21 protein-coding genes and 1 pseudogene are annotated in these 19664 nt (G+C 62.9%); 18 read left to right on the top strand and 4 right to left on the bottom strand.

The genetic code is table 11. The features are described from left to right. The 3 genes from K3F49_RS09190 to K3F49_RS09180 all read left to right on the top strand — a co-directional run. The coding region (locus K3F49_RS09190; protein WP_234680539.1) for a hypothetical protein at positions 1–233 on the top strand (233 nt) is incomplete at its 5' end. Then, on the top strand, positions 226–492 hold the full coding sequence (locus K3F49_RS09185; RefSeq protein WP_234680538.1) for a hypothetical protein: 267 nt from the start codon (positions 226–228) through the stop codon (positions 490–492). The genes K3F49_RS09190 and K3F49_RS09185, both read left to right, overlap by 8 nt. Before the next feature lie 464 nt (positions 493–956). After that, positions 957–1184 (top strand): DUF3551 domain-containing protein, encoded by a 228-nt coding sequence (locus tag K3F49_RS09180; RefSeq protein ID WP_234680605.1) that lies wholly within the window; start codon positions 957–959, stop codon positions 1182–1184. A gap of 775 nt (positions 1185–1959) precedes the next feature. Here the strand turns inward: K3F49_RS09180 and K3F49_RS09170 are convergent. Continuing rightward, positions 1960–2124, bottom strand: coding sequence for a hypothetical protein (locus tag K3F49_RS09170; RefSeq protein ID WP_234680537.1), 165 nt, complete (start codon positions 2122–2124; stop codon positions 1960–1962). Positions 2125–2607: 483 nt separating this feature from the next. On the opposite strand from K3F49_RS09170, the pseudogene K3F49_RS09165 reads away from it, so the two are divergent. The 6 genes and pseudogenes from K3F49_RS09165 (at position 2608) to K3F49_RS09135 (ending at position 7653) form a co-directional block, all read left to right on the top strand. Beyond that, positions 2608–4172, top strand: a pseudogene (locus K3F49_RS09165) (S10 family peptidase). Positions 4173–4283: 111 nt separating this feature from the next. Further along, the gene (locus K3F49_RS09160; RefSeq protein ID WP_346657307.1) at positions 4284–4664 is read left to right on the top strand and encodes a M23 family metallopeptidase; all 381 of its coding nucleotides are present in this window, start codon (positions 4284–4286) and stop codon (positions 4662–4664) included. A gap of 340 nt (positions 4665–5004) precedes the next feature. Then, a complete protein-coding gene (locus tag K3F49_RS09155) occupies positions 5005–5502 on the top strand; it encodes a hypothetical protein (RefSeq protein WP_234680535.1) in 498 nt (165 codons plus the stop codon). 474 nt (positions 5503–5976) lie between these two features. Next, positions 5977–6420, top strand: a complete 444-nt coding sequence (gene ybgC, locus K3F49_RS09150; protein ID WP_234680604.1) for a tol-pal system-associated acyl-CoA thioesterase — start codon at positions 5977–5979, stop codon at positions 6418–6420. 207 nt (positions 6421–6627) lie between these two features. After that, positions 6628–7092: a YbgC/FadM family acyl-CoA thioesterase gene (locus tag K3F49_RS09140; protein WP_234680534.1), complete on the top strand. Its 465-nt coding sequence runs from the start codon at positions 6628–6630 to the stop codon at positions 7090–7092. A 93-nt stretch (positions 7093–7185) separates the two neighbouring features. Beyond that, positions 7186–7653, top strand: coding sequence for a nuclear transport factor 2 family protein (locus K3F49_RS09135; protein WP_234680533.1), 468 nt, complete (start codon positions 7186–7188; stop codon positions 7651–7653). Between the two features lie 107 nt (positions 7654–7760). Here K3F49_RS09135 and K3F49_RS09130 read toward each other — a convergent pair whose 3' ends face one another. After that, positions 7761–8480 carry a type 1 glutamine amidotransferase gene (locus tag K3F49_RS09130; RefSeq protein ID WP_234680532.1) on the bottom strand — a complete coding sequence of 240 codons (720 nt, stop codon included), beginning with the start codon at positions 8478–8480 and terminating at the stop codon, positions 7761–7763. 28 nt (positions 8481–8508) lie between these two features. Further along, a complete protein-coding gene (locus K3F49_RS09125) occupies positions 8509–9435 on the bottom strand; it encodes a LysR family transcriptional regulator (protein ID WP_234680531.1) in 927 nt (308 codons plus the stop codon). Positions 9436–9586: 151 nt separating this feature from the next. Here K3F49_RS09125 and K3F49_RS09120 point away from each other — a divergent pair, with 151 nt between their 5' ends. The 9 genes from K3F49_RS09120 to K3F49_RS09080 all read left to right on the top strand — a co-directional run bounded on the left by K3F49_RS09120 (position 9587) and on the right by K3F49_RS09080 (position 18441). After that, on the top strand, positions 9587–10543 hold the full coding sequence (locus K3F49_RS09120; protein WP_276575353.1) for an N-carbamoyl-D-amino-acid hydrolase: 957 nt from the start codon (positions 9587–9589) through the stop codon (positions 10541–10543). 73 nt (positions 10544–10616) lie between these two features. Further along, positions 10617–11444, top strand: coding sequence for an ABC transporter substrate-binding protein (locus tag K3F49_RS09115; RefSeq protein ID WP_234680530.1), 828 nt, complete (start codon positions 10617–10619; stop codon positions 11442–11444). Beyond that, a complete protein-coding gene (locus K3F49_RS09110) occupies positions 11441–12298 on the top strand; it encodes an amino acid ABC transporter permease (RefSeq protein ID WP_234680529.1) in 858 nt (285 codons plus the stop codon). Before K3F49_RS09115 ends, K3F49_RS09110 begins: the two co-directional genes overlap by 4 nt. Beyond that, the gene (locus K3F49_RS09105; protein WP_234680528.1) at positions 12295–13059 is read left to right on the top strand and encodes an amino acid ABC transporter ATP-binding protein; all 765 of its coding nucleotides are present in this window, start codon (positions 12295–12297) and stop codon (positions 13057–13059) included. Before K3F49_RS09110 ends, K3F49_RS09105 begins: the two co-directional genes overlap by 4 nt. Positions 13060–13086: 27 nt before the next feature. Then, entirely contained in the window at positions 13087–13917 is an 831-nt protein-coding gene (locus tag K3F49_RS09100; protein ID WP_234680527.1) for an ABC transporter substrate-binding protein, read from the top strand. Continuing rightward, positions 13904–14788 carry a polysaccharide deacetylase family protein gene (locus K3F49_RS09095; protein WP_234680526.1) on the top strand — a complete coding sequence of 295 codons (885 nt, stop codon included), beginning with the start codon at positions 13904–13906 and terminating at the stop codon, positions 14786–14788. Before K3F49_RS09100 ends, K3F49_RS09095 begins: the two co-directional genes overlap by 14 nt. A gap of 21 nt (positions 14789–14809) precedes the next feature. Then, a complete protein-coding gene (locus K3F49_RS09090; RefSeq protein WP_234680525.1) occupies positions 14810–15466 on the top strand; it encodes an aspartate/glutamate racemase family protein in 657 nt (218 codons plus the stop codon). Between the two features lie 21 nt (positions 15467–15487). Next, positions 15488–17071: an ABC transporter substrate-binding protein gene (locus tag K3F49_RS09085; RefSeq protein WP_234680524.1), complete on the top strand. Its 1584-nt coding sequence runs from the start codon at positions 15488–15490 to the stop codon at positions 17069–17071. Then, positions 17068–18441: an amidohydrolase family protein gene (locus K3F49_RS09080; RefSeq protein ID WP_234680523.1), complete on the top strand. Its 1374-nt coding sequence runs from the start codon at positions 17068–17070 to the stop codon at positions 18439–18441. Before K3F49_RS09085 ends, K3F49_RS09080 begins: the two co-directional genes overlap by 4 nt. Positions 18442–18586: 145 nt before the next feature. Here K3F49_RS09080 and K3F49_RS09075 read toward each other — a convergent pair whose 3' ends face one another. Then, complete coding sequence (locus K3F49_RS09075; RefSeq protein ID WP_234680522.1) at positions 18587–19510, bottom strand: LysR substrate-binding domain-containing protein; 924 nt, start codon at positions 19508–19510, stop codon at positions 18587–18589. Positions 19511–19664: the final 154 nt, after the last annotated feature.

The following is a 19664-nucleotide window of genomic DNA, read 5'->3' as shown; positions in this document are numbered from 1 at the left end:
CTAGGTCTAGGATCGTTGCGACCGGGGCTGGACTGCATTGTTTCACGATGGGCATTTTGAACCCGGAGGGCCGCCGGCAATATTTATTGTTAGCGGCCTTTTTCAAGGACGAGCGGATGAGGGATACGCTGCCCTATCTGGCGATTGGCGTCTGCGCCATGGTCGCATGCCTGGCTTGTGATGAACTGGCTCGTCTAGCGTGGTCGAGTCGTGGGGGGTACGTCAATGCATGACTGGAAGAGCGAACTCGATGCGCTCGTCGCTGAAACAATGGCGTTCGCCAAATCGTTGAAGGTGGACATCGAGCGGCCCGGACCGCACCCAAAAGTAGTCGACGAGCGAGTTGGCCTCAGCTTGCCCGACTATGGCGCCAGCGAACGCGATGAGATCAGGAAGCGGGTCGAGTGCTTCAAAGCGCATCAAGAGCGCTTCATGCGCGAGCGCGAGGAGTATGCCGACTCGCTGCTGCGCCGAATCAGGCCGATCACCTAGAAGAGCTCGTTCAATCTTTCATGAGCCCTGTCAGGTCCCTTGGGATCGTGCAGCTGAAGCGCTACGCGATCTACGGCAGGCCTGAGACGGTGAATTTTCTGCCGCTTCGGTCATTTGATAAGCTCGTCGTAGGGGTTGCCGCCGATCCGAACCGGCTCATTCCGGAGCGCGAGAGTTCTCAAGCTCGATTGATCCTTTGCCGTAGGGATTTTTCTGCCGCACATGTACCCCTCACCGCGCTGGAAAAATGCGCTCCTCCCCTACAAATAGCAGGAATGCTGCTCCAGGGAGCGCCGTCATGCTCGAGCTTCTTTCGCAGGCGTTCGCCGGACGGGCTGCGACCGGCTATTTGCCATTGATTAAGATCAAAACATCAGATGAGAATCCTCTATCCTTCAGCAAGACTTAACGGAGGCTAGAGGTCTCATGCGCAACCTACTGTTTATCGGCGTGCTTGCACTTCCATCCTTGTCGGCTTTGGATCGCCTTCGACCGCCGCTCAGCGGGGGCGGTCGTACGTCCCCCCGGCTCGGCAGGACATTTATTGCTTGCAGGGGCGCACCTGGGGATATCCGGGCAATTGCCAGTTCTCGACCTATGACCAGTGCATGGCCACCGCATCCGGCACCTACGCTTATTGCGGTATGAATCCGATCTACGCGTTCCAGCGACAGGGAGGACAATTGCGCTGATGTGTGATCGTCAAGCATGATCGAGACATTCCTCTGAGTATTGCTCGTATAGATGGACGTTCCGTGCAAGGTTGAGAGACGTTGGACTTCCGCCTGATCGGACGTCCCCCGTGCGACTGCCATCGCGATGCTATCTCCTCAGATGCATCAAAACGCGAAGCAACAACGATTGGAACGCAGTGGCCCGTGGACGTCAGGCGCAGTCGCTCTTTAATTCAAACAGACATCTGCTTGTTGCGTTTTTGTCAGCTTCTTCTTCCATAGTGAATTAATGGCTATTCTACTTTGGGTAGTTTTGGACGTGGCGCTCCTAACGCGAAATCGACGCTATCGTTGCCTCCTGGAGAATGAGGGAGATCTCCAAATGCTAGATGCCCCCACCACTGCGCTCCTGCGGGTGGTCCTCGACGATGTCTGCAAAAATCTTTCCCGGTACGATACCGGTGCTCGCACCCATGTCGCCTCGACAATTCTGGAAGCTGCGACCACAGGTGAAATAAGTCCTGACCGCCTAAAACAGATCGGTCGCGATGCTCTTCCAAAGCCCCGGCGATGTGGCTTCGCGCGAAGTTGTCACTGAGATGTGACGAACTATTTCGCACCGGTTTCGGCGGCACGCTCGCGTCAGCATCCGAGATCGGGAGGAGAATCCGTCGCCGCCGAAGGAGCGGATTTAGGCGCACCATCAAAGGTCGGGTTCGAGCGCCTTGGAACGTGGCGCGATGGTGATGGGAAGGGCTGTCAAGACAACGCTTGATGCCGCTTCCAATGGCAGTCAGCGCGCACCTTCCGTTGAATACATGGCGCGGGCGAGGGCGATCACTTGGGAGAAAGCTTCGGCGGGAGCATAGTCCGGCAAGCCAAGAAATCCTCGCCCGATGCCTTTTTTGTTGAGTTCTATGCCGAGGAGTTGCTGTTCTCTCGATTGCGCCAGGGTCACTTCAAGACGTTGGGACGCCGAGGCGACGCCATCACGGAGCCAGCAGTCGGGAACATTGCTGTTAAGCTCGAAGCGGATTCGCCGGTCGCGCCTACGAACCGGAGATGGCGCAGAGCGGGCATCACTTCGTCCTGAAGCTTTTTACAAAAGCCGCGCTTGGCGCGATAGTCCGCAAGCTCCGCTTCGGTTCGCGGTTCCTTAAAATACGCCTGTAGCGCCGGCTCAAAAGCCGCGATGCTCACCCTTGGCCCGCAGGTAGGCTTTGTGCCATCGCGCAGGCGGCGCGTGCCCTCAGGAATAGAGGCGACTACTAGACTTAGTAGGTTTGTTGTTCCCGACTCTTAGCTAACTGAAGAGAGCCGTTTGGCAGATACGCCTAGAGCAACATAAGGCAGAACCACGACAGTCCAGGCTGTCCCGCAACGTTAAACCGTGGCAATCGGCCGCTGACAGAAAGGTGCAGCCGGACCGGGAGAAAACTCTATGCTGTTCGATTTAACCGCACTGCGCCACATCCCTCTTGCGCTGGCCCTACTTGCGTGCACCGTGATGGGGAGCGCCCGCGCCGACGATCCGCCGCCGCGTCCCGACGCCCCGACGCCGGTCGGCCAGAAGGGCGGGCCCGGCGCGCGCAGCGCCAGCGCGCCGACTTCCCCATCGGGGGCCGAGCAGCATCGCCTGCCGCCGGATTCCACCATCAAACAGACGCTGGAGCTGCCCGGGCGGACGCTTCGTTTCATCGCGACTGCGGGCTCGATCCACGTGTTCGACCACAAGGGCGAGCCGCAGGCCGACATCGCCTACACCTCCTATCAGCTCGACGGCGCAGATCGCGCCACGCGTCCGGTGACGTTCCTCTTCAACGGCGGCCCCGGGTCATCCTCTGCTTGGCTGCAGTTCGGCAGTGCCGGGCCATGGCGGCTGCCGATCGATGCGGAAACCGTCACAGCGTCGGCCTCACCCGAGGTCAGGCCCAACGCCGAGACGTGGCTCGATTTCACCGACCTCGTGTTCATCGATCCCGTCGGTACCGGCTATAGCCGTTTCGTGGCGACGGGCGAAAATGTGCCCAGGCGGTTCTATTCGGTCGATGGTGACGCCAGTTCAATCGCGCTTGTGATCCGCCGCTGGCTCGAGAAGCACGAGCGGCTCTCCTCGCCGAAATATGTCGCGGGCGAAAGCTATGGCGGCATTCGCGGACCGAAGGTTGTGCGCAATCTGCAGATGGAGCAGGGCGTCGGCGTGAAGGGCCTGATCCTGCTCTCGCCGCTGTTCGACTACCGAGAGTTCACAAGCACGAGCCTTCTGGGATTTGTCGCAGCGCTGCCAAGCTATGTCGCGGTGGCCCGCGAAGCCAAGGGCGAGGACAGGGGGGCGGTCAAACGCGCCGATCTCGCCGATGTCGAAGCTTACGCGCGTGGCGAATTTTTGGCCGACCTCATCAAGGGCGAAGCAGACAAGGAGGCCACCAACCGTCTCGCCGACAAGGTCGCCTCTCTGACCGGCATTGACAAGGCCGTAAGCCGACGGCTCGCCGGACGCTTTGACCGCGGCGAATTCCGCCGCGAGTTCGACCGCAAGAGCGGCAAGGTGACCGGCGGTTATGACGCCTCGGCCTCGATCCCTATCCGGACTCGGATAGCTACCGCTTCGGCGATCCCTCGGGCGATGCGCTAGCGGCGCCGTTGAGCAGTGCCGCCGTCGATGTCCTGACGCGCAAGCTCAACTGGCGGCCGGACGGCTCGTATGAACTGCTCAACCGCGCGGTCACACGGGCTTGGGATTTCGGCCACCCGAGCCTCCCGGAGTCGCTTTCAGAGCTGCGCGAGATCCTTGCCACGGACGCGAAGATGAACGTGATGGTCGGGCACGGCCTGTTCGATATTGTTACGCCCTATTTCGGCTCGAAGCTGGCGCTCGATCAGTTGCCGCCCTTTGCGTCGGCGCCGCGGGTCAAACTCGCGGTTTATCCGGGCGGCCACATGTTCTATTCACGCGACGCCTCGCGCCAGGCCTTTCGTGCCGAGGTCGAAGCGATGATGAAGTAGGGCGTGTATGCGCGGCGAGAGTCTCCAACGTAAGCTCTCAGTTGGCGGAACTACCATGGAAGTCGAAAATCTTTCAGCGTGCCTGGCTGTGACACTCAAATATGAAGGTGGATACACGGTGCCACCGATTGGCTCATGCCGCCTGGCACTCCTGTCCTCGCGACGATGACTGGGCAAGTCGAGCGCATTGGCCGCACCGAGACAGGGCTTTCATTGGTCCAGGTAAGGGCATTTGATGGAACCATCGCCCGGGAGCTTTATGTCGATCCCATTCCATCGATTGCGAAGGGTGTCGAGGTAAAGGCGGGTGAGACTGTCATTGGCCGCGCGGCAGATTTGAGCACGGTGAAGGAATACGCGTCAGCTGGCGTGCCAAACCACGTTCACGTTGATTACACCGATCGCAATGGCCGACGGTTCGATCCGTTCATGAACGCCTATATTGAAAACGCCCCGCCCGTGGCGGACGCAAAGCACGACGCTGGCAAATAGCGGAGCATCGATTTGCCCGGTCAAATGCTAGCGACGAAAGCCTCGAGATACGGGCGAAGGATCGTCCAGACCCCGCCCCGCATCGCGTAATTCGAGATTTCCGCAGGAATAGCTTTTCCCTGGCGAAGGGCTTCTCCCAACCCCTGGATACTCATCTCGACACCAACCGAGCGCCGGTGGCGAAACGCGTCGGCGACAGTCTTGGCAACGCTAAAGATAGGTACGGAGATGCCCTCGACCTGGTGCGTCTCCATCCCGTCACGAAGCAGCTTGGGCGTAAAGCCCCAGTGAAATATCGATCAAGAGGCATGCGGAGAGTTATGAGCGGCAGCTTGCGGACTTGGGTCGCGTCGAAGAATTTGTGGCCGATGTGCCCGACAACGATCCGCTGAAGCAGGCGACCTTCTTGCGGCCGGCGATCAATATCTATGCAACGCGCTTTCAGAACGTGGTCTCGGCGCAACGCAACCTCGGTTTCAACGAAGATGATGGATTTCAGGGTCAGCTGCGCAAGGCCGTGCACGCAGTGGAGCAACGGCTGTCAGAGCTGAACCAGCCACGGCTTACGATCTTGATGCTGATGATGCGTCGCCTCGAGAAAGACTTCATCCTCCGTGGTGACGACAAGTATGGCGATCAACTGTCGGACCGGGAGGCGGAATTCGAAACAGCGCTTGCCCCGGCCAACCTATCCGCAGAGGAGAGATCCGAGATCCTCGACCTGGTCCGCGCATACAAGGCGAGCTTTGTATCCCTCGCGGTCACGCAGCAGGCGCTGGCCGACCAGGTCGACGATCTCGGACAGACCTACGAGCGCGCTTTGGACCGGGTCGCCTAGCAATTTTGACGCTGTTTCTCGTTGATCCGCGCGCCTCCGAGTGATGTCCACCGGATATTGACCAAGGGGCGAGCAGCTTCTGCTTCGCATCGAAGCGGTGGCTAAAGCGCCAGAGCCTCGATCCGGTCGTAGTGACGAGCATGAAAAGTCCGCCGCTGTCGGATTGCTTGGAGTCTCTTTCGCAAGGTTTCAGGTACCGAAAATAGGTGTCGTTCTTTGCGCAGCAATACCAAAACATTAGCCTAGACAGCGGGCACCTTGGTCGGTGAGCGCCGTTTAGGCGGTTCTTCTCGTGATCCGCGAGCTGCCCCTAGCGACGCCATTGATGCCGCGCGCAGTGCATGCCGGCATTCGCGCGGCAGGCGCTGGAGTTTCCGGATGCAGGAGCCAAGTTCGAGAGTTTTGGCGCTTGCTCAGAAAAGCACCCCTGTGCAAGACAAGTGGCTCCCGGAAGCGCTACAAAGGAACCGCACTGTGACAGCCCATCTTGACGGCGAAATTCGCGGCGGACGCCATCACATGCAGGTCCGCGTCTATTTTGAAGATACCGACTCTGGCCAGATTGTTTATCACGCAAATTTTTTGCGGTTCATGGAGCGTGGTAGGACCAATTACTTGCGCCTGCTCGGAACCAATCAGCAAGCGCTGCTCGAAGAAGCTAGGAATGATGCGCCCGGCTTTGCCTTCGTTGTCCGTTCGATGACAATCGATTTTCTAAAGCCGGCCGTCTTGGACGACGTGCTTGACGTCGTCACGCTCCCGCAAGAGGTGAGAGGCGCATCGATTGCCTTGCTGCAGGAATGCAGGCGCGGAGACGATCTCCTTGTTACGGCGCGTGTACGCGTGGCGTTTGTCTCAGGCGGAAGAGCGCAGCGCATTCCCAAGGCGCTGCGGCTTGCTATGGAAGGGCATACATAAAATCTTCTGCTTCTGTTGCGAATCCGAGCGTCGCGTCACGTGCACGTTGAACATCGCCACTCCCTACCGAAGCGAAGATTACCCTACTGCAAGAATGCAGGCGCGGAGACGATCTTTTGGTAATAGCCCGGGTAAGCGTGGCATTTATCTCGGGTGGAAAGGCGCAGCGTATTCCCAAGTCCCTGCGGCTCGCTATGAAAGAGCATAATGCAATATAACTCTCGTCACGCTGTAGCTTTCCAGCGCCCCAATGGAATCAATCGGTTAGCCTCCTGCTGCTGCGATATCGTCAAATCAGAGTTTTCGGGCATCGTCTATCACGCCAATTATCTGCGCTACATGGAACGTGGGCGCACCAATCATCTGCGGCTGATGGGTGCGGAGCAGCAGGCGCTGTTCGAGCAGCCCGAGACCGAAGGCGCAGGCTTTGCCTTCGTCGTCCGCTCGATGCATCTGGATTTCCTCAAGCCCGCGCGGATGGACGACGTGCTCGACATCGTGACCTGGCCGGTCGCGGTGAAGGGCGCCTCAATCATGCTGGCGCAGGAGGTGCGGCGCGGTGACGACGTGCTGGTCAAGGCCGAGGTGCGCGTCGCCTTCATCAGCGGCGGCCGGGCGCAACCGATCCCGAAATCGATCCGCACGCTGATGAAGGCCGATTTGATTTCCTGATCGCCCGAGAAGTGATCGGCCGATAGGTTGTGGCCTATCGACTTCGCCAACTGCAGCGATAGATTGCGGCCCCAACAAACCGATGAGGCCATCATGTCGCGCCCGCCGCTTCCGCCCTTCACCCGAGAGACCGCCGCGCAGAAGGCGCGCATGGCCGAGGACGCCTGGAATTCGCGCGATCCGGTGCGCGTCTCGCTCGCCTATACCGAGGACAGCCGCTGGCGCAATCGCTCGGAAGTGCTTCAGGGCCGCGAAGCGATCGTCGCATTCCTCACCCGCAAATGGGAGAAGGAGCAGGAGTATCGCCTGATCAAGGACCTCTGGGCCTTTGACGAGAACCGCATCGCGGTGCGCTTCCAGTACGAATGGCACGATGCCAGCGGCCAATGGTATCGCTCCTATGGCAACGAGCAGTGGGAGTTCGACGAGCACGGCCTGATGCGGCGGCGCGAGGCCTCGATCAACGATATCGCGATTGCGGAGAAGGATCGCCGGTTTCACTGGGCCGCGCCCGGGCCGCGGCCTGCGGATGTGCCGGGATTGGGGACGGATCCGTTCTAACTCTCAATCCTCATGGTGAGGAGCCGCGAAGCGGCGTCTCGAACCATGCAGGCCCCGCTGCGGCAGCTCGGCCTCTATCCTTCGAGACGCGCGCGAGAGCGCGCTCCTCAGGACGAGGTGATGGACTTGCGAGCCAAAAACCGCGTAATCGCGCCACCCAGCTTTGCACTGTCCAGCGGCCGCGCCAGCGAATCCCTTGCCGTTGCCACGACGTCATCCGGCGCCTTGCCGTCGCGCAACTCGCAGCATATCCGCGCGAACTCCACGTCGAACTCGGGGTGCGGCTGCACCGTCAGCGTCGCCCCGTTGGCGTAGAGCAGGCCGGCATGCGGCGTGAATTCAGAGGAAAGGATCGTCAACGCGTCGTTCGGCGGTTCGATGACCTGGTCCTGGTGTGAGGCGGCGATCGCAACCGCCTCGCCCTCGACGATGCCGTTCTCCGGCAGCACCTGATAGACGTGCCGGCCGATGCCCCAGCCCTTGTCCGACTTCCGGACGGTGCCGCCGAGCGCCTGCGCGATCAGCTGATGGCCGAAGCAGATGCCGACCATCGGCGTCTTGCTGGCGTAAGCCATGCGCACGAAATCTTCCAGCGGCGCGATCCAGTCCAGCCCGTCATAGACGCCGGCGGCAGCACCGGTGATCAGCACGGCCTCGAGCTTGCTCGGATCGGGCAGTGTATCGCCATTCGGGATGCTGACGACGTCGACCGTAGACGTGGGATCCTCGGCACGGACCATGCGCTCGAACATGTCCGGAAACGAACCGTGTTGCTCGCGGTATTTTGGCGGAACCTGTCCGGTCTCGATGATGGTGATGCGCGCCATGTGCCCCTCACGTCAAAGGTTGCGAAGCTCAGTCGCTTCCTGCCCCATGCTGCTGGTGTGGCGCTGTGCGCTCCAAAAGCGCACTCTCCTTGCGGATCTCGCCGAGAAACGCCTTGGCCAGACGCGACAACGGCTCCGCCTCCGACCATAGCATGTAGGCGACGGCGCTGGTCGTTGGCGTGAACGGCCGGACGACGAGACCGTGGCCTCCGTTCTGGCGCGGCGAGAAGGGGTCGACCACGGCGGCGCCGACGCCGGCGGCCGCGAGCACGCAGGCCGTATTGCAATAACGAACCTCGACCGTCGGCTGGAACGGCGCGCCGGCGCGGGCAAAGCTGTCGCGCACGGCCTCTCCAAGCCGCGTGCCGCGTTCGAGCCCGATGAAGGGCAGGCCGGACAGATCCGCCGCCGAGATCACGGGTCTGTCGGCGAGCGGATGCTGCGGCGGCAGCACACAGACCATCTCGCCGGTGTGCACCACCTCGTGCGCGATGCCGGGATGATGCGTCAGCCCGAGCGCGAAGCCGAGCTCGGCGACGCGGCTGAGCACGCCCTCGATGATGCCCTCATAGCGTCTTACGTCGAAGAACACGCGTGTCTCCGGACGGCGCCGCAGGAAGCCTGATAGCGCGGAGGGAATGATGCTGTAGGCGAGCGGCGGTGTCGCCACGATCGCGAGATGCCCCGAGCGGTTCTCGCGCAGATCGCGGACGCGGTTTTCGAGCTTGGCGTGAAGCGCGAAGATCGCTTCGCTCTCCTTGTAGAGCGCCATCGCTTCGGCGGTCGGAAACAGCCGGTTGTTGACACGCTCGAACAGGGCAAAGCCGGCCTGCGTCTCCATCGTCTTCAGCGCGTTGCTGACTGCGGGCTGCGACAGTGCCAGCTCGTCGGCCGCCGCCACCGTGGTGCGATGGCGGATGACGGCACGCAGGATCTCGAGCTGGCGCAGGTTCATATCACTGCCGATTATACTCAGGGCCAAAACATCATAGCACGATGAATTGCTTTTGCAGCCCCGCTTGCGCCTAATGGTCGCGGATTTGCACGCTGGATCAAAGGGTTCATTCGCCCATTGAGGCAGCATTGCGCACAGATTGGAGGCAGTCTTGGTTCGTGTCCTTCGCGCCGCCGCCGCCCAGATGGGGCCGACGCAAAAAGCCGATACGCGTGAGCATACGCTATCGCGGATGCTGGCCATGCTGGAGGAAGCGGCGAGCCGCGGCGCCAGCCTCGTGGTGTTTCCCGAGCTTGCCTTCACAACATTCTTTCCGCGCTGGCTGCTCGGAGACGAGGCGCTCAACTTGTATTTCGAGCACGACATGCCGAACCCGGCCGTGGCAAAGCTGTTCGATCGCGCGCGCGCGCTGCGTGTTGGCTTTTATGTCGGCTATGCCGAGCAGACCGCCGAAGGCCGCCGCTACAATTGCGCCATCCTGGTCGATCGCGACGGCGAGATTCTCGGCCGCTATCGCAAGGTGCATCTGCCGGGTTCGGTCGAGCCGCGGGAGGGCGCGCGCTATCAGCAGCTCGAGAAGCGCTATTTCGAATATGGCGATCTCGGTTTTCCTGCGTTTCGCGCCGGCTCCGCCTGGGGGCATGCGATCATGGGCATGATGATCTGCAATGATCGCCGCTGGCCGGAATCCTGGCGTGTGCTCGGCCTGCAAGGTGTCGAGCTCGTCTGCATCGGCTACAATTCGGCGGCTTACGATCCCAATGGCGGCGCCACTGAAGATGCCTCCCTGCGCACCTTCCACTCGACGCTGGTGACGCAGGCCAACGCTTACATGAACGCGACCTGGGCGATCTCGGTCGCCAAGGCCGGTGACGAGGACGGCTCGGGCCTGATCGGCGGCTCCTGCATCGTCGATCCCAACGGCCGCATCGTCGCGCAGGCCGCGACCCTGACCGACGAAGTGATCGTCGCCGACATCGATCTCGATCTCTGCCGCCAGGGCAAGGACAAGATGTTCAACTTCGCCGCCCACCGGCGGCCCGAGCAATACAGGGTGATCACAGAGCGCGCCGGCGTCATCGAGCCCGCCGTTCTCGATGCGGACTGACGATCTGGCACGGCGCTGGCAAAGGACGACGCTGGCAAGGACTGGCAAAGCCAACGGTTGGCAAGGAGCTGACATGACATGCCTCTCGCTTTCTCTCAGTTTCGCAGCGCTGGCTGCCGTGATGTCTGCCCAAGCCGCGGAGCTTCCGGCGGAGATCAAGCAGGCGGGTGCGCTAAAACTCACGGTCAACTCGACCTACGCGCCGATGGAATACCGCGATCCCGCCAGCAATGAGCTGGTGGGACTCGACATCGATCTCGCCAACGAGCTCGCCAAGCGGCTGGGCGGGCTCAAGATCGTCTGGAGCGAGACGCCGTTCGCAGAGCTGATCCCCTCGCTCCAGACCAAGCGCGCCGATTTCATCATCTCCGGTATCTCCGATCGCGCCTCTCGGCGCGAGAGTGCAGATTTCGTCGATTACCTCACGACCGGTCCGCAGTTCTTCGTGATGGCCGAAAGCGAGGCGAAAGCGGCGACCGATCTCTGTGGCAAGAAGGTCGGCACCACCCGCAGCACCAGCTTCCCCGTCGAAATCGAGAAGTGGAGCAAGCAGAATTGCGAGACGGCTGGCAAGCCCGCGATTCAATATGTGCCGGGCGAGAACTCGATCGACGTCCGCAACCAGCTCAAGCAGGGCCGCATCGACGCCGCGGTGCAGGGCAGCGAGACGCTACCCTATGCGCAGACGCAGGAGCCGGGCAAATACCGCGTCGTCGGCGAGTCCTTCGCCAAGGGTTATCAGGGCATCATGTTCCGCAAGGACGATGCCGCACTGCGTGAAGTCGTGACGGAAAAGCTCACGGCAATGATCGCCGATGGCTCCTACAAGGCCGTCCTCGACAAATGGGGCCTGGGCGCGAATGCAGTGACCCAGCCCATGCTGAACGCGGCGCCGCAATGAAGCCGGCGCCGGCACTCGCGGAAGGTTTTCCCGATCTGTCGGGGATGCGGATCGCGCGCGAGCCGCACTGGCTTCGCTGGCTGAGCGCTGCCCTGATCATCCTGGTGCTGGCGGCGATCGCGCGCGCCTTCGCCAATGGCCAGATCGAATGGTCCTATGTCAGCCGCTTCATCGCCGCAAAGGTGATCCTCGAGGGCATCGTCAACACCATGGTGATGGCGGTGCTGGCGATGGCGCTCGGCATCTTTCTCGGCATCGTCGTCGCGATCATGCGGCTGTCGCCCAATCCGGTGCTGAAGACGGTTGCGGCCGGCTATACCTGGCTGTTCCGCGGCACGCCGCTGATCCTGCAATTGCTGCTCTGGTTCAACCTCGCGCTGGTGTTTCCGACCATCGGCATTCCCGTCCTGTGGAGTGCGCGCGCCGTCGACGTCATGACGCCGTTCCTTGCGGCGCTGCTCGGGCTCGGCATCAACCAGGGCGCCTACACGTCCGAAGTGATGCGCGCCGGCATGCTGTCGGTCGATATCGGACAGTATGAAGCGGCGCAGGCGATCGGCATGGGACGGCTGCGTGCGCTACGCCGGATCATCCTGCCGCAGGCGATGCGCGTTGTGATCCCGCCGCTCGGCAACGAGTTCATCGGCATGGTCAAGGCGACCTCGCTTGCGAGCGTCATCCAGTATCCTGAAGTGCTGCACAACGCCGAAAATATCTATTACGCCAATTCCCGCGTGATCGAGCTCCTGATCGTCGCCGGGCTCTGGTATCTGCTCGTCGTCTCGATCCTGACGCCGCTCCAGATGCTGCTCGAACGCCGTTTTGCACGCGGCACCTTGCGGTTTGCCCAATGACAAAACCCCTCGTCGCGATCCGCTCCGTCAGCAAGAGTTTTGGAGAGTTCCAGGCTCTCAAAAGCGTCTCGCTCGACGTCTGGCCCGGCGAGGTGATGTGCCTGATTGGAGCCTCCGGCTCGGGCAAGACCACGCTGCTCCGTTGCATCAACCAGCTCGCAATCATCGACGGCGGCGGCATCTGGCTCGATGGCGAGCTCTTGGGCCTGCGCGAGCAGGGCGGGCGGCTGCATCGCCTCTCCGAGCGCGAGATCGGGCGGCAGCGGTTGAAGACCGGCATGGTGTTCCAGCGCTTTAACTTGTTTCCGCACAAGACCGCGCTGGAAAACATCATCGAAGGCCCGCTCCAGGTGCAGGGTCGGAAGTTTGATGAGGTGCGCGGCGAGGCGCTCGAATTGCTGCGGCGCGTCGGCCTGTCGGCCAAGGCCAATTCGTATCCCGCGCAGCTTTCCGGCGGCCAGCAGCAACGCGTGGCGATTGCGCGGGCACTTGCGATGAAGCCGATGCTGATGTTGTTCGACGAGCCGACCAGCGCGCTCGATCCCGAGCTCGTCGGCGAGGTGCTCGCGGTCATGAAGGAGCTGGCGAAGAGCGGCATGACCATGATGGTGGTGACGCACGAGCTCGGCTTCGCGCGCGAGGTCGCCGACCGCGTCGTCTACATGGATCAGGGCGCGATCGTCGAACAGGGCCGCGCCTCGGACGTTCTGGGCGCGCCGCGCGAGGAGCGCACCAAGGCATTTCTTTCGGCAGTGATCTGAGCACTTATAGAAATTGGGGGCGTGTTGATGAAGAGAGTCTTGGTTGCGGCGGCGCTGTTCGGTGTCATGACTATCTCGGCCCAAAGGACTAAGGCTTGGGCGATCGAGCTGCCGCCGGAGATCGCGAAGCGCGGCAGCGTCAAGGTCGCGCTGGTGCCGAACTATCCCCCGATGGAGTTCCGCGACCCCGCCACCAACACGCTATCCGGTTTCGACATCGATCTCGGCGAGGCGCTCGGGCGCAAGCTCGGCGTCAAGATCGAATGGACCGAGACTAGCTTTGCCGAGTTCATGCCGTCGATTTCGACGGGACGGGTGGATGCCATCCTGTCCGGCTTCACCGACTATGCGAGCCGGCACGAGATTGCCTCCTTCGTCGATTATCTTCGCAGCGGTCCGAAATTCTTCGTGCAGCAATCCCGTGCGTCCGAGTTCAAGGATATGGCTGCGCTGTGCGGCAAGAAGGTCGGCGCCAGCCGCCGCACCATGTTTCCGGCCGAGATCGACAAATGGAGCCAGAAGACTTGCGGGAGCAATCCGATCCAGTTCGTCGGCACGGATGGCTCGGCGGATGCGCGCACGCAGCTGAGGCAGGGCCGCATCGACGCCGCCGTACAGGGCAACGAGACGCTGCCCTATCTGATGGATATCGAACCGGGCACCTATGCGCCGGTCGGCGAACCCATCGCAACCCAATTCACCGGCATTGCGCTGCCGGTCAAGGAAAAGGCGCTTCAGCAAGCGATGCTTGAGGCTGTTGACGCATTGATCGCCGACGGTACCTACAAGACGCTGCTTGCGAAGTGGAAACTGACAGACAACGCACTCGAAAAGGCGAACATCAATGCTGGACAGTAAGGCCCTCCAGAGCATCCCGCTCACCCCAGCCAATACCGCGGATCCCGCGCCGGAATATCCCTGGCCGAAGCCGTACAAGTCGGCGATGTTCCTGTCCTTCGACGTCGACGCGGAAAGCGCGTGGACCAGCAAGGACGCAGGTCACGCGCAGCGGCTCATCACCATGAGTTATGGCGGTTATGAAGCGCGCGTCGGCACGCCAAAGCTGTTGGAACTGCTGGGCCAGCTCGATCTGAAGGCGACCTTCTTCGTCACGGGTTGGTCGGTCGACGCGCATCCGGCGATGGCCGAATCCATCCTCAAGGCCGGCCACGAGATCGGCCATCACGGCTATCATCATCTGCTGCCGGATCCCGGCGATCCCTGGATCGAGGACGAGCTCGAGCGCGGTTTCGAGGCGCTGAAGCGCCGGCTCGGCGTCAAGCCGACCGGCTATCGGGCTCCCTATGGTGAATTCACCGAGGAGCTGCGCGCAGCACTGGTGCGTCACGGCATCGTCTACACGTCCTCGTTCCGCGACGACGTGCGGCCCTATCGCCATCGTCTCGCCGACGGCAAGCCGGGCACGATCGAGCTGCCGGTGACCGCGAGCTATGACGACTGGATGCACGGCCTCTCGGCGCGCTTCAGCCCGCGCTCGATTTTCCCCAAGGAGCACGTGCTCTCGATCTGGAAGGACGAGCTCGACGAAACCAGGGATTGGGGCGCGATGGTGACGACGGTACTGCATCCGCAATGCAGCGGCCGTCCGATGCGGCTGCGCCTGCTGCGCGAGTTCCTGACCTACGCAAAGTCGTGCCCGGACGTCTGGATCACCACAGGCGAGAAGATCGCTGAAAACTTCCTGCGCCACGAGGCCTCCAACCGTTGAGCCATGCCAGTGAACCTTGCCATGACCCGTCGCCGCATCCTCGTGATCAACCCCAACTCCTCGGCGTCGGTGACGGCGGCGATCGATGACGCGGTGGCGCCGCTGCGCATCGCCGGCGGGCCGGAGATCGAGGTGGTCGGCCTTGCCGAGGGGCCGCCCGGCATCAGCTCGCAGCGCGATGCCGACAGCGTGGTGATGCCGCTGGTCAATCGCGTCACGCGCGACGATGCGGATGCATTCGTGCTCGCCTGCTTCAGCGATCCGGGCCTGCATGCGGCGCGGGAGGCCGCCGGCGGACGTCCGGTGCTCGGCATCGCCGAATGCGGCGTCTTTCGCGCGCTGATGCTTGGCGAACGCTTCGGAATCATCGCGTTGTCGCCGTCGAGCATCCGCAGGCAGCAACGCATGGCGCGGGTGATGGGCGTCGATAGCCGCTATGCCGGAAGCTGGTCGGTCGGCGCGAGCGCAGCGGAGACGGCGGGCACGGACATCCGGGGTCGCTTGATCGAAGCCGGCCGCGCGCTGGTCACGCAATGCCGCGCCGATGTCGTGGTGATGGGCTGCGCCGGCATGGCCTCGCATCGCGCCGCGATTGCGGAAGCGATCGGCGTGCCCGTGGTCGAGCCGACGCAGCAGGCGGTCGCGGTTGCGATTGGCGCGGTCTTGTTGAACACGTAATTCCTTCAGGAGCCTCTCTTAATGCCCATCTCCCGCCGCTCGCTCCTCAAGGCCGCCGCAGCCGTGCCGGCGCTGTCGTTGCCGGGCATCGTCCGCGCCGAATCCCAAAGCACGCTGCGCTTCATTCCCGTCATCGATCTCGCCTTCGTCGATCCCATCTACTCGACCGCGCAGGTGTCGCGAAACCATGGCTTCATGGTCTACGACACCCTCTATGGCATGAGCTCCGCGCTCCAGGTCTCGCCGCAGATGCTGTCGGGGCAGGCCATCTCCGGCGACGGGCTGCAATGGGACCTCAGCTTGCGCGACGGCCTGTTCTGGCACGACGGGGAGCGTGTGCTCGCGCGCGATTGCGTCGCCAGCATCCGCCGCTGGGCCGCGCGCGACGGTTTTGGCGGCGAGCTGATGGAGGCGACCGCTGAACTCACGGCTGCGGACGACCGCACCATCCGATTCCGTCTCAAGCGTCCATTCCCGCTGCTGCCGCAGGCGCTCGGCAAGGCCGCGATCAATCCCTGCTTCATGATGCCGGAGCGGCTGGCGAGCCAGGACCCGTTCAAGCCGCTGACCGACGTCATCGGCAGCGGCCCGTTCCGCTATCTCGCCGACGAGCGCGTGCAAGGCGCCCGCAACGCCTATGCCAAGTTCGAGCGCTACCAGCCGCGCACCGATGGCAAGCCGGATTGGACCGCGGGACCGAAGATCGTGCACTACGACCGTGTGGTGTGGACCACCACGCCCGACGCCGGCACCGGCGTTGCCGCGCTCCAGACCGGCGAGCAGGACTGGCAGGAGACCACGCCGCACGATCTGCTGCCGATCATCAAGGCCGCCGGCGACATCGAGACGCGCATCCTCGATCCCAGAGGTTACGCCTGCATGCTGCGCCTCAATCATCTGCAGCCGCCGTTCGACAAGCCCGCCGTCCGCCGTGCGCTTTTGGGGGCGATCGACCAGTCCGCGTTCATGACGGCGGTCGCCGGCACCGATCCGTCCTTCCAGGTCTCGCCGATCGGCTTCTTCGCGCCAGGTACGCCAATGGCGAGTGACGTCGGCCTCGAGGTGTTCCGCGGCCCGCGCAACTACGATAAGGTCAAGGCCGACCTGAAGGCCGCCGGCTATAATGGCGAGAAGATCGTCGTGCTCGTCCCCACAAACTCGCTGGCGCAAAAGCCGCTCGGCGAGATCGCGGTCGATAGCTTGCGCAAGGCGGGCATGAACGTCGAATATGCCGGGCTGGATTTCGCCGTCGTGTTGCAGCGCCAGCTCAAGAAGGATCCGATCGGGCAGGGCGGCTGGAGCGCTGCGGTCGGCAACTGGCAGGGCATCGACTGGCTCAACCCGGCCGGTAACACCAACATCCGCGGCGAGGGCAAGGTCGCCGGCTGGTATGCGAGCGAGAAGATGGCGCCCCTGCGCAGCCAGTGGCTGGCGGCGTCCGAGCTCGCGGAGCAGCAGCGCATCTGCCGCGAGATCCAGGCCGTCGCCTTCGATGAAATCCCCTATATTCCAATCGGCCTGTACAAGCAGCCGACCGCCTATCGCAAAGACATCACCGGCATTCTCGACGGCACCGCCGTCTTCTGGAACGTACGCCCCGCATGAGCACCACAGCAATCTTCGGCAGCTATGTGCTGTCACGCAAAGACGGCGCGCAGGACGTGCTGCGCGACCATTGGGTCCTGGTCGAAGGCAAGACAATCGCCGCGGTCACGCGCAGCAAGCCGAACGCCGACGCGGTCTATGACCGTCCTGGCCGCTTCGTCCTGCCGGGCCTGCTCAATCTGCACAATCACTGCTTCTCCGAAGCGGTCGCGCGCAGCCACAGCGAGGATGGCAACGGCCGCAAGAACAACCAGAGCATCGTCTACACGGTGCTGCTGCCACTGACCAAGCGCGGCGCAGATATCCTGTCGGCCGAGGAGCGCCTCGCGGTCGCGCGGCTCGGCATCCTCCAGCTGCTCAAGGGCGGCGCCACCACGGTGATGGAGCCGTTCAGGAATTCGATCCCCGAGATGTTCGACGCGGCGGAGCAGATGGGCATCCGCTTCTACGGCGCGCCCTATCTGTTCTCGACGTCGGACGCCAAGGCGGGGGCCGACGGCGTGGTGCGCTATTCTGGCGATGACGGCACCGCCGACATGGCGACATGGGATGCGCTCTATCAGCGCTGGAACAATCGCGGCAATGGGCGCATCAGCCTGGCGATGAGCCCGCACGCCACCGACACCTGCGGTCCCGACCTACTGAAGGCCTGCGCGGCGCGGGCGCGGGAGCTCGGCGTGCCCATCACCACGCACATGGCGCAGAGCCGCGCCGAGGCCGAGACCATCGGCAAACGTTATGGCGGCCGCACGCCGGCGCAGTATCTGGACTGGCTCGGCCTGCTGGCGCCCGATCTGATGGCGGCGCACTGCATGTTCAGCAGTGACGACGATCTCAAGCTGATGGCCGCACGCGGCATGACCGTGCTGAATTGCCCACGGGTGTTCGCGCGCGCCGGCGTGACGGCGGCGTTCAGCCGGTTTGCGGAGCAGGGCGTCCGCACCGTGGTCGGCACCGACGGCTACAACATGGACCTGCTCGGCGAGCTCAATGCGGCGTCGCTGATCTCCAAGGTCACCTCGCAGCGCGCCGATGTCGCGAATTCGCCTGAGCTGATCGAGGCGAACACGGCGGTGGCCGCCGACGTCATCAAGCGGCCGGATCTCGGCCGGATCGAGCCCGGCGCCACCGCCGATCTCACTGTCGTCGATCTCACCCATCCGCATCTTCAGCCGCTGTTCGACCCGCGCCGCGCGCTGATCGCGCTCGCCAACCGCGCCAACATCGATCAGGTTATGGTCGACGGCCGCGTGCTGGTCGATGAGGGACGCTATCTCGGCGCAGATGAGGCGGCGATCACGGCGGCAGGCACGGCTGCGATCGGCAAGATCTGGGACCTGCCGGAGGCGCAGGCCGCGTTTAACGGCTGAGAAGGTGCGCTCCCTCTCCCGCTTGCGGGAGAGGACTGGGGAGAGGGTTCTCTCCAACCGGGAACACTCCCGATGCGGAGAGAACCCTCACCCGGCGCTACGCGCCGACCTCTCCCGCAAGCGGGAGAGGTAAGGAAGGCTGTTTTCAACGGCTGACCGCGGCCTCGGGCAGGTCGTCGAATTCAGCAAGCGATTTGCGCATGGTCTCGACCAGATCGAGCGCTACCGGCGAGGGGCTGCGCTGCGCGGGAAACACGGCGGAGAACTCGAAGTCGATGCGGGGCAGGAAGCGGCGCACCACGACGCCGCGCGTGGAGAATTCTTGCGCGGTGAAGGGATCGCAGATCGCGACGCCAAGCCCCGACGATACCATCCCGCACATGATTTCCGACAGCGCGGTCTCTACCCGCAGCACGCGGCGGACATCGTGACGATGGAAGATCTGGTCGACGAGGTGCCGGCTCGACGATCCCGCCGACAGCGAGATGAACGTCTCGCCCTCGAAGTCGCGCGGCTCCAGGACTTCCTTTTCCGTGAGGCGATGACCCGTCGGCAGCACCGCGACGCGCGCGGGCGCCGGCAGCTTTTGGCTCGGCAGACCGGAATGCGCGATCGGTACCTCGGCAAAGCCGACGTCGCACTGATTGTTCAGCACCCAGTCGACCACGATCGGCGAGATCACGCCGAAGAAAGCGAGGTTGAGGTTTGGCCGCTCCTTCAGGAAGTGACCCGTCAGCCGCGGCAAATAGCCGTTCGACAGCGCCGGCAGCGCCGCGATCCGCAGCGAGCCGGTGCGGCGGCCGCGGATTTCCTCGGCTGCGGCGGTGATGCGTTCGAGGCCGACGAAGGAACGCTCTACTTCGGTATAGAGCGCCATCGCTGCCGCGGTTGGCACCAGCCCAGTGCCGCGCCGTTCGAACAGCTCCATTTTCAACAGCGCCTGAAGGTCGCGCAGCAACCGGCTCACCGCCGGCTGCGTGACCGTCATCAGGGCAGCCGCCTCGGTGACACTGCCGGTCAGCATCGTTGCGCGGAAGGCCTCCACCTGTCGCGAATTGATCCGCGCCATCCCTTTCTCCAATCATAACATTTTGGCATGCAGAGGGTGTCATTATTCATTGGACGATGGAAGCCAGGGTTTGCGATCTTTTTCATCAGGACTGGAGACAGCCCGCTTTTTCGGCAGATTGGAGGGGTTCGAACCTCCAAATCGCGCGAAAACC

The organism is Bradyrhizobium monzae, assembly GCF_021458635.1.
GTDB lineage: Bacteria > Pseudomonadota > Alphaproteobacteria > Rhizobiales > Xanthobacteraceae > Bradyrhizobium.
Note: the sequence above shows the minus strand (reverse complement) of the source record. Positions and strands in the feature narration are given on the sequence as shown.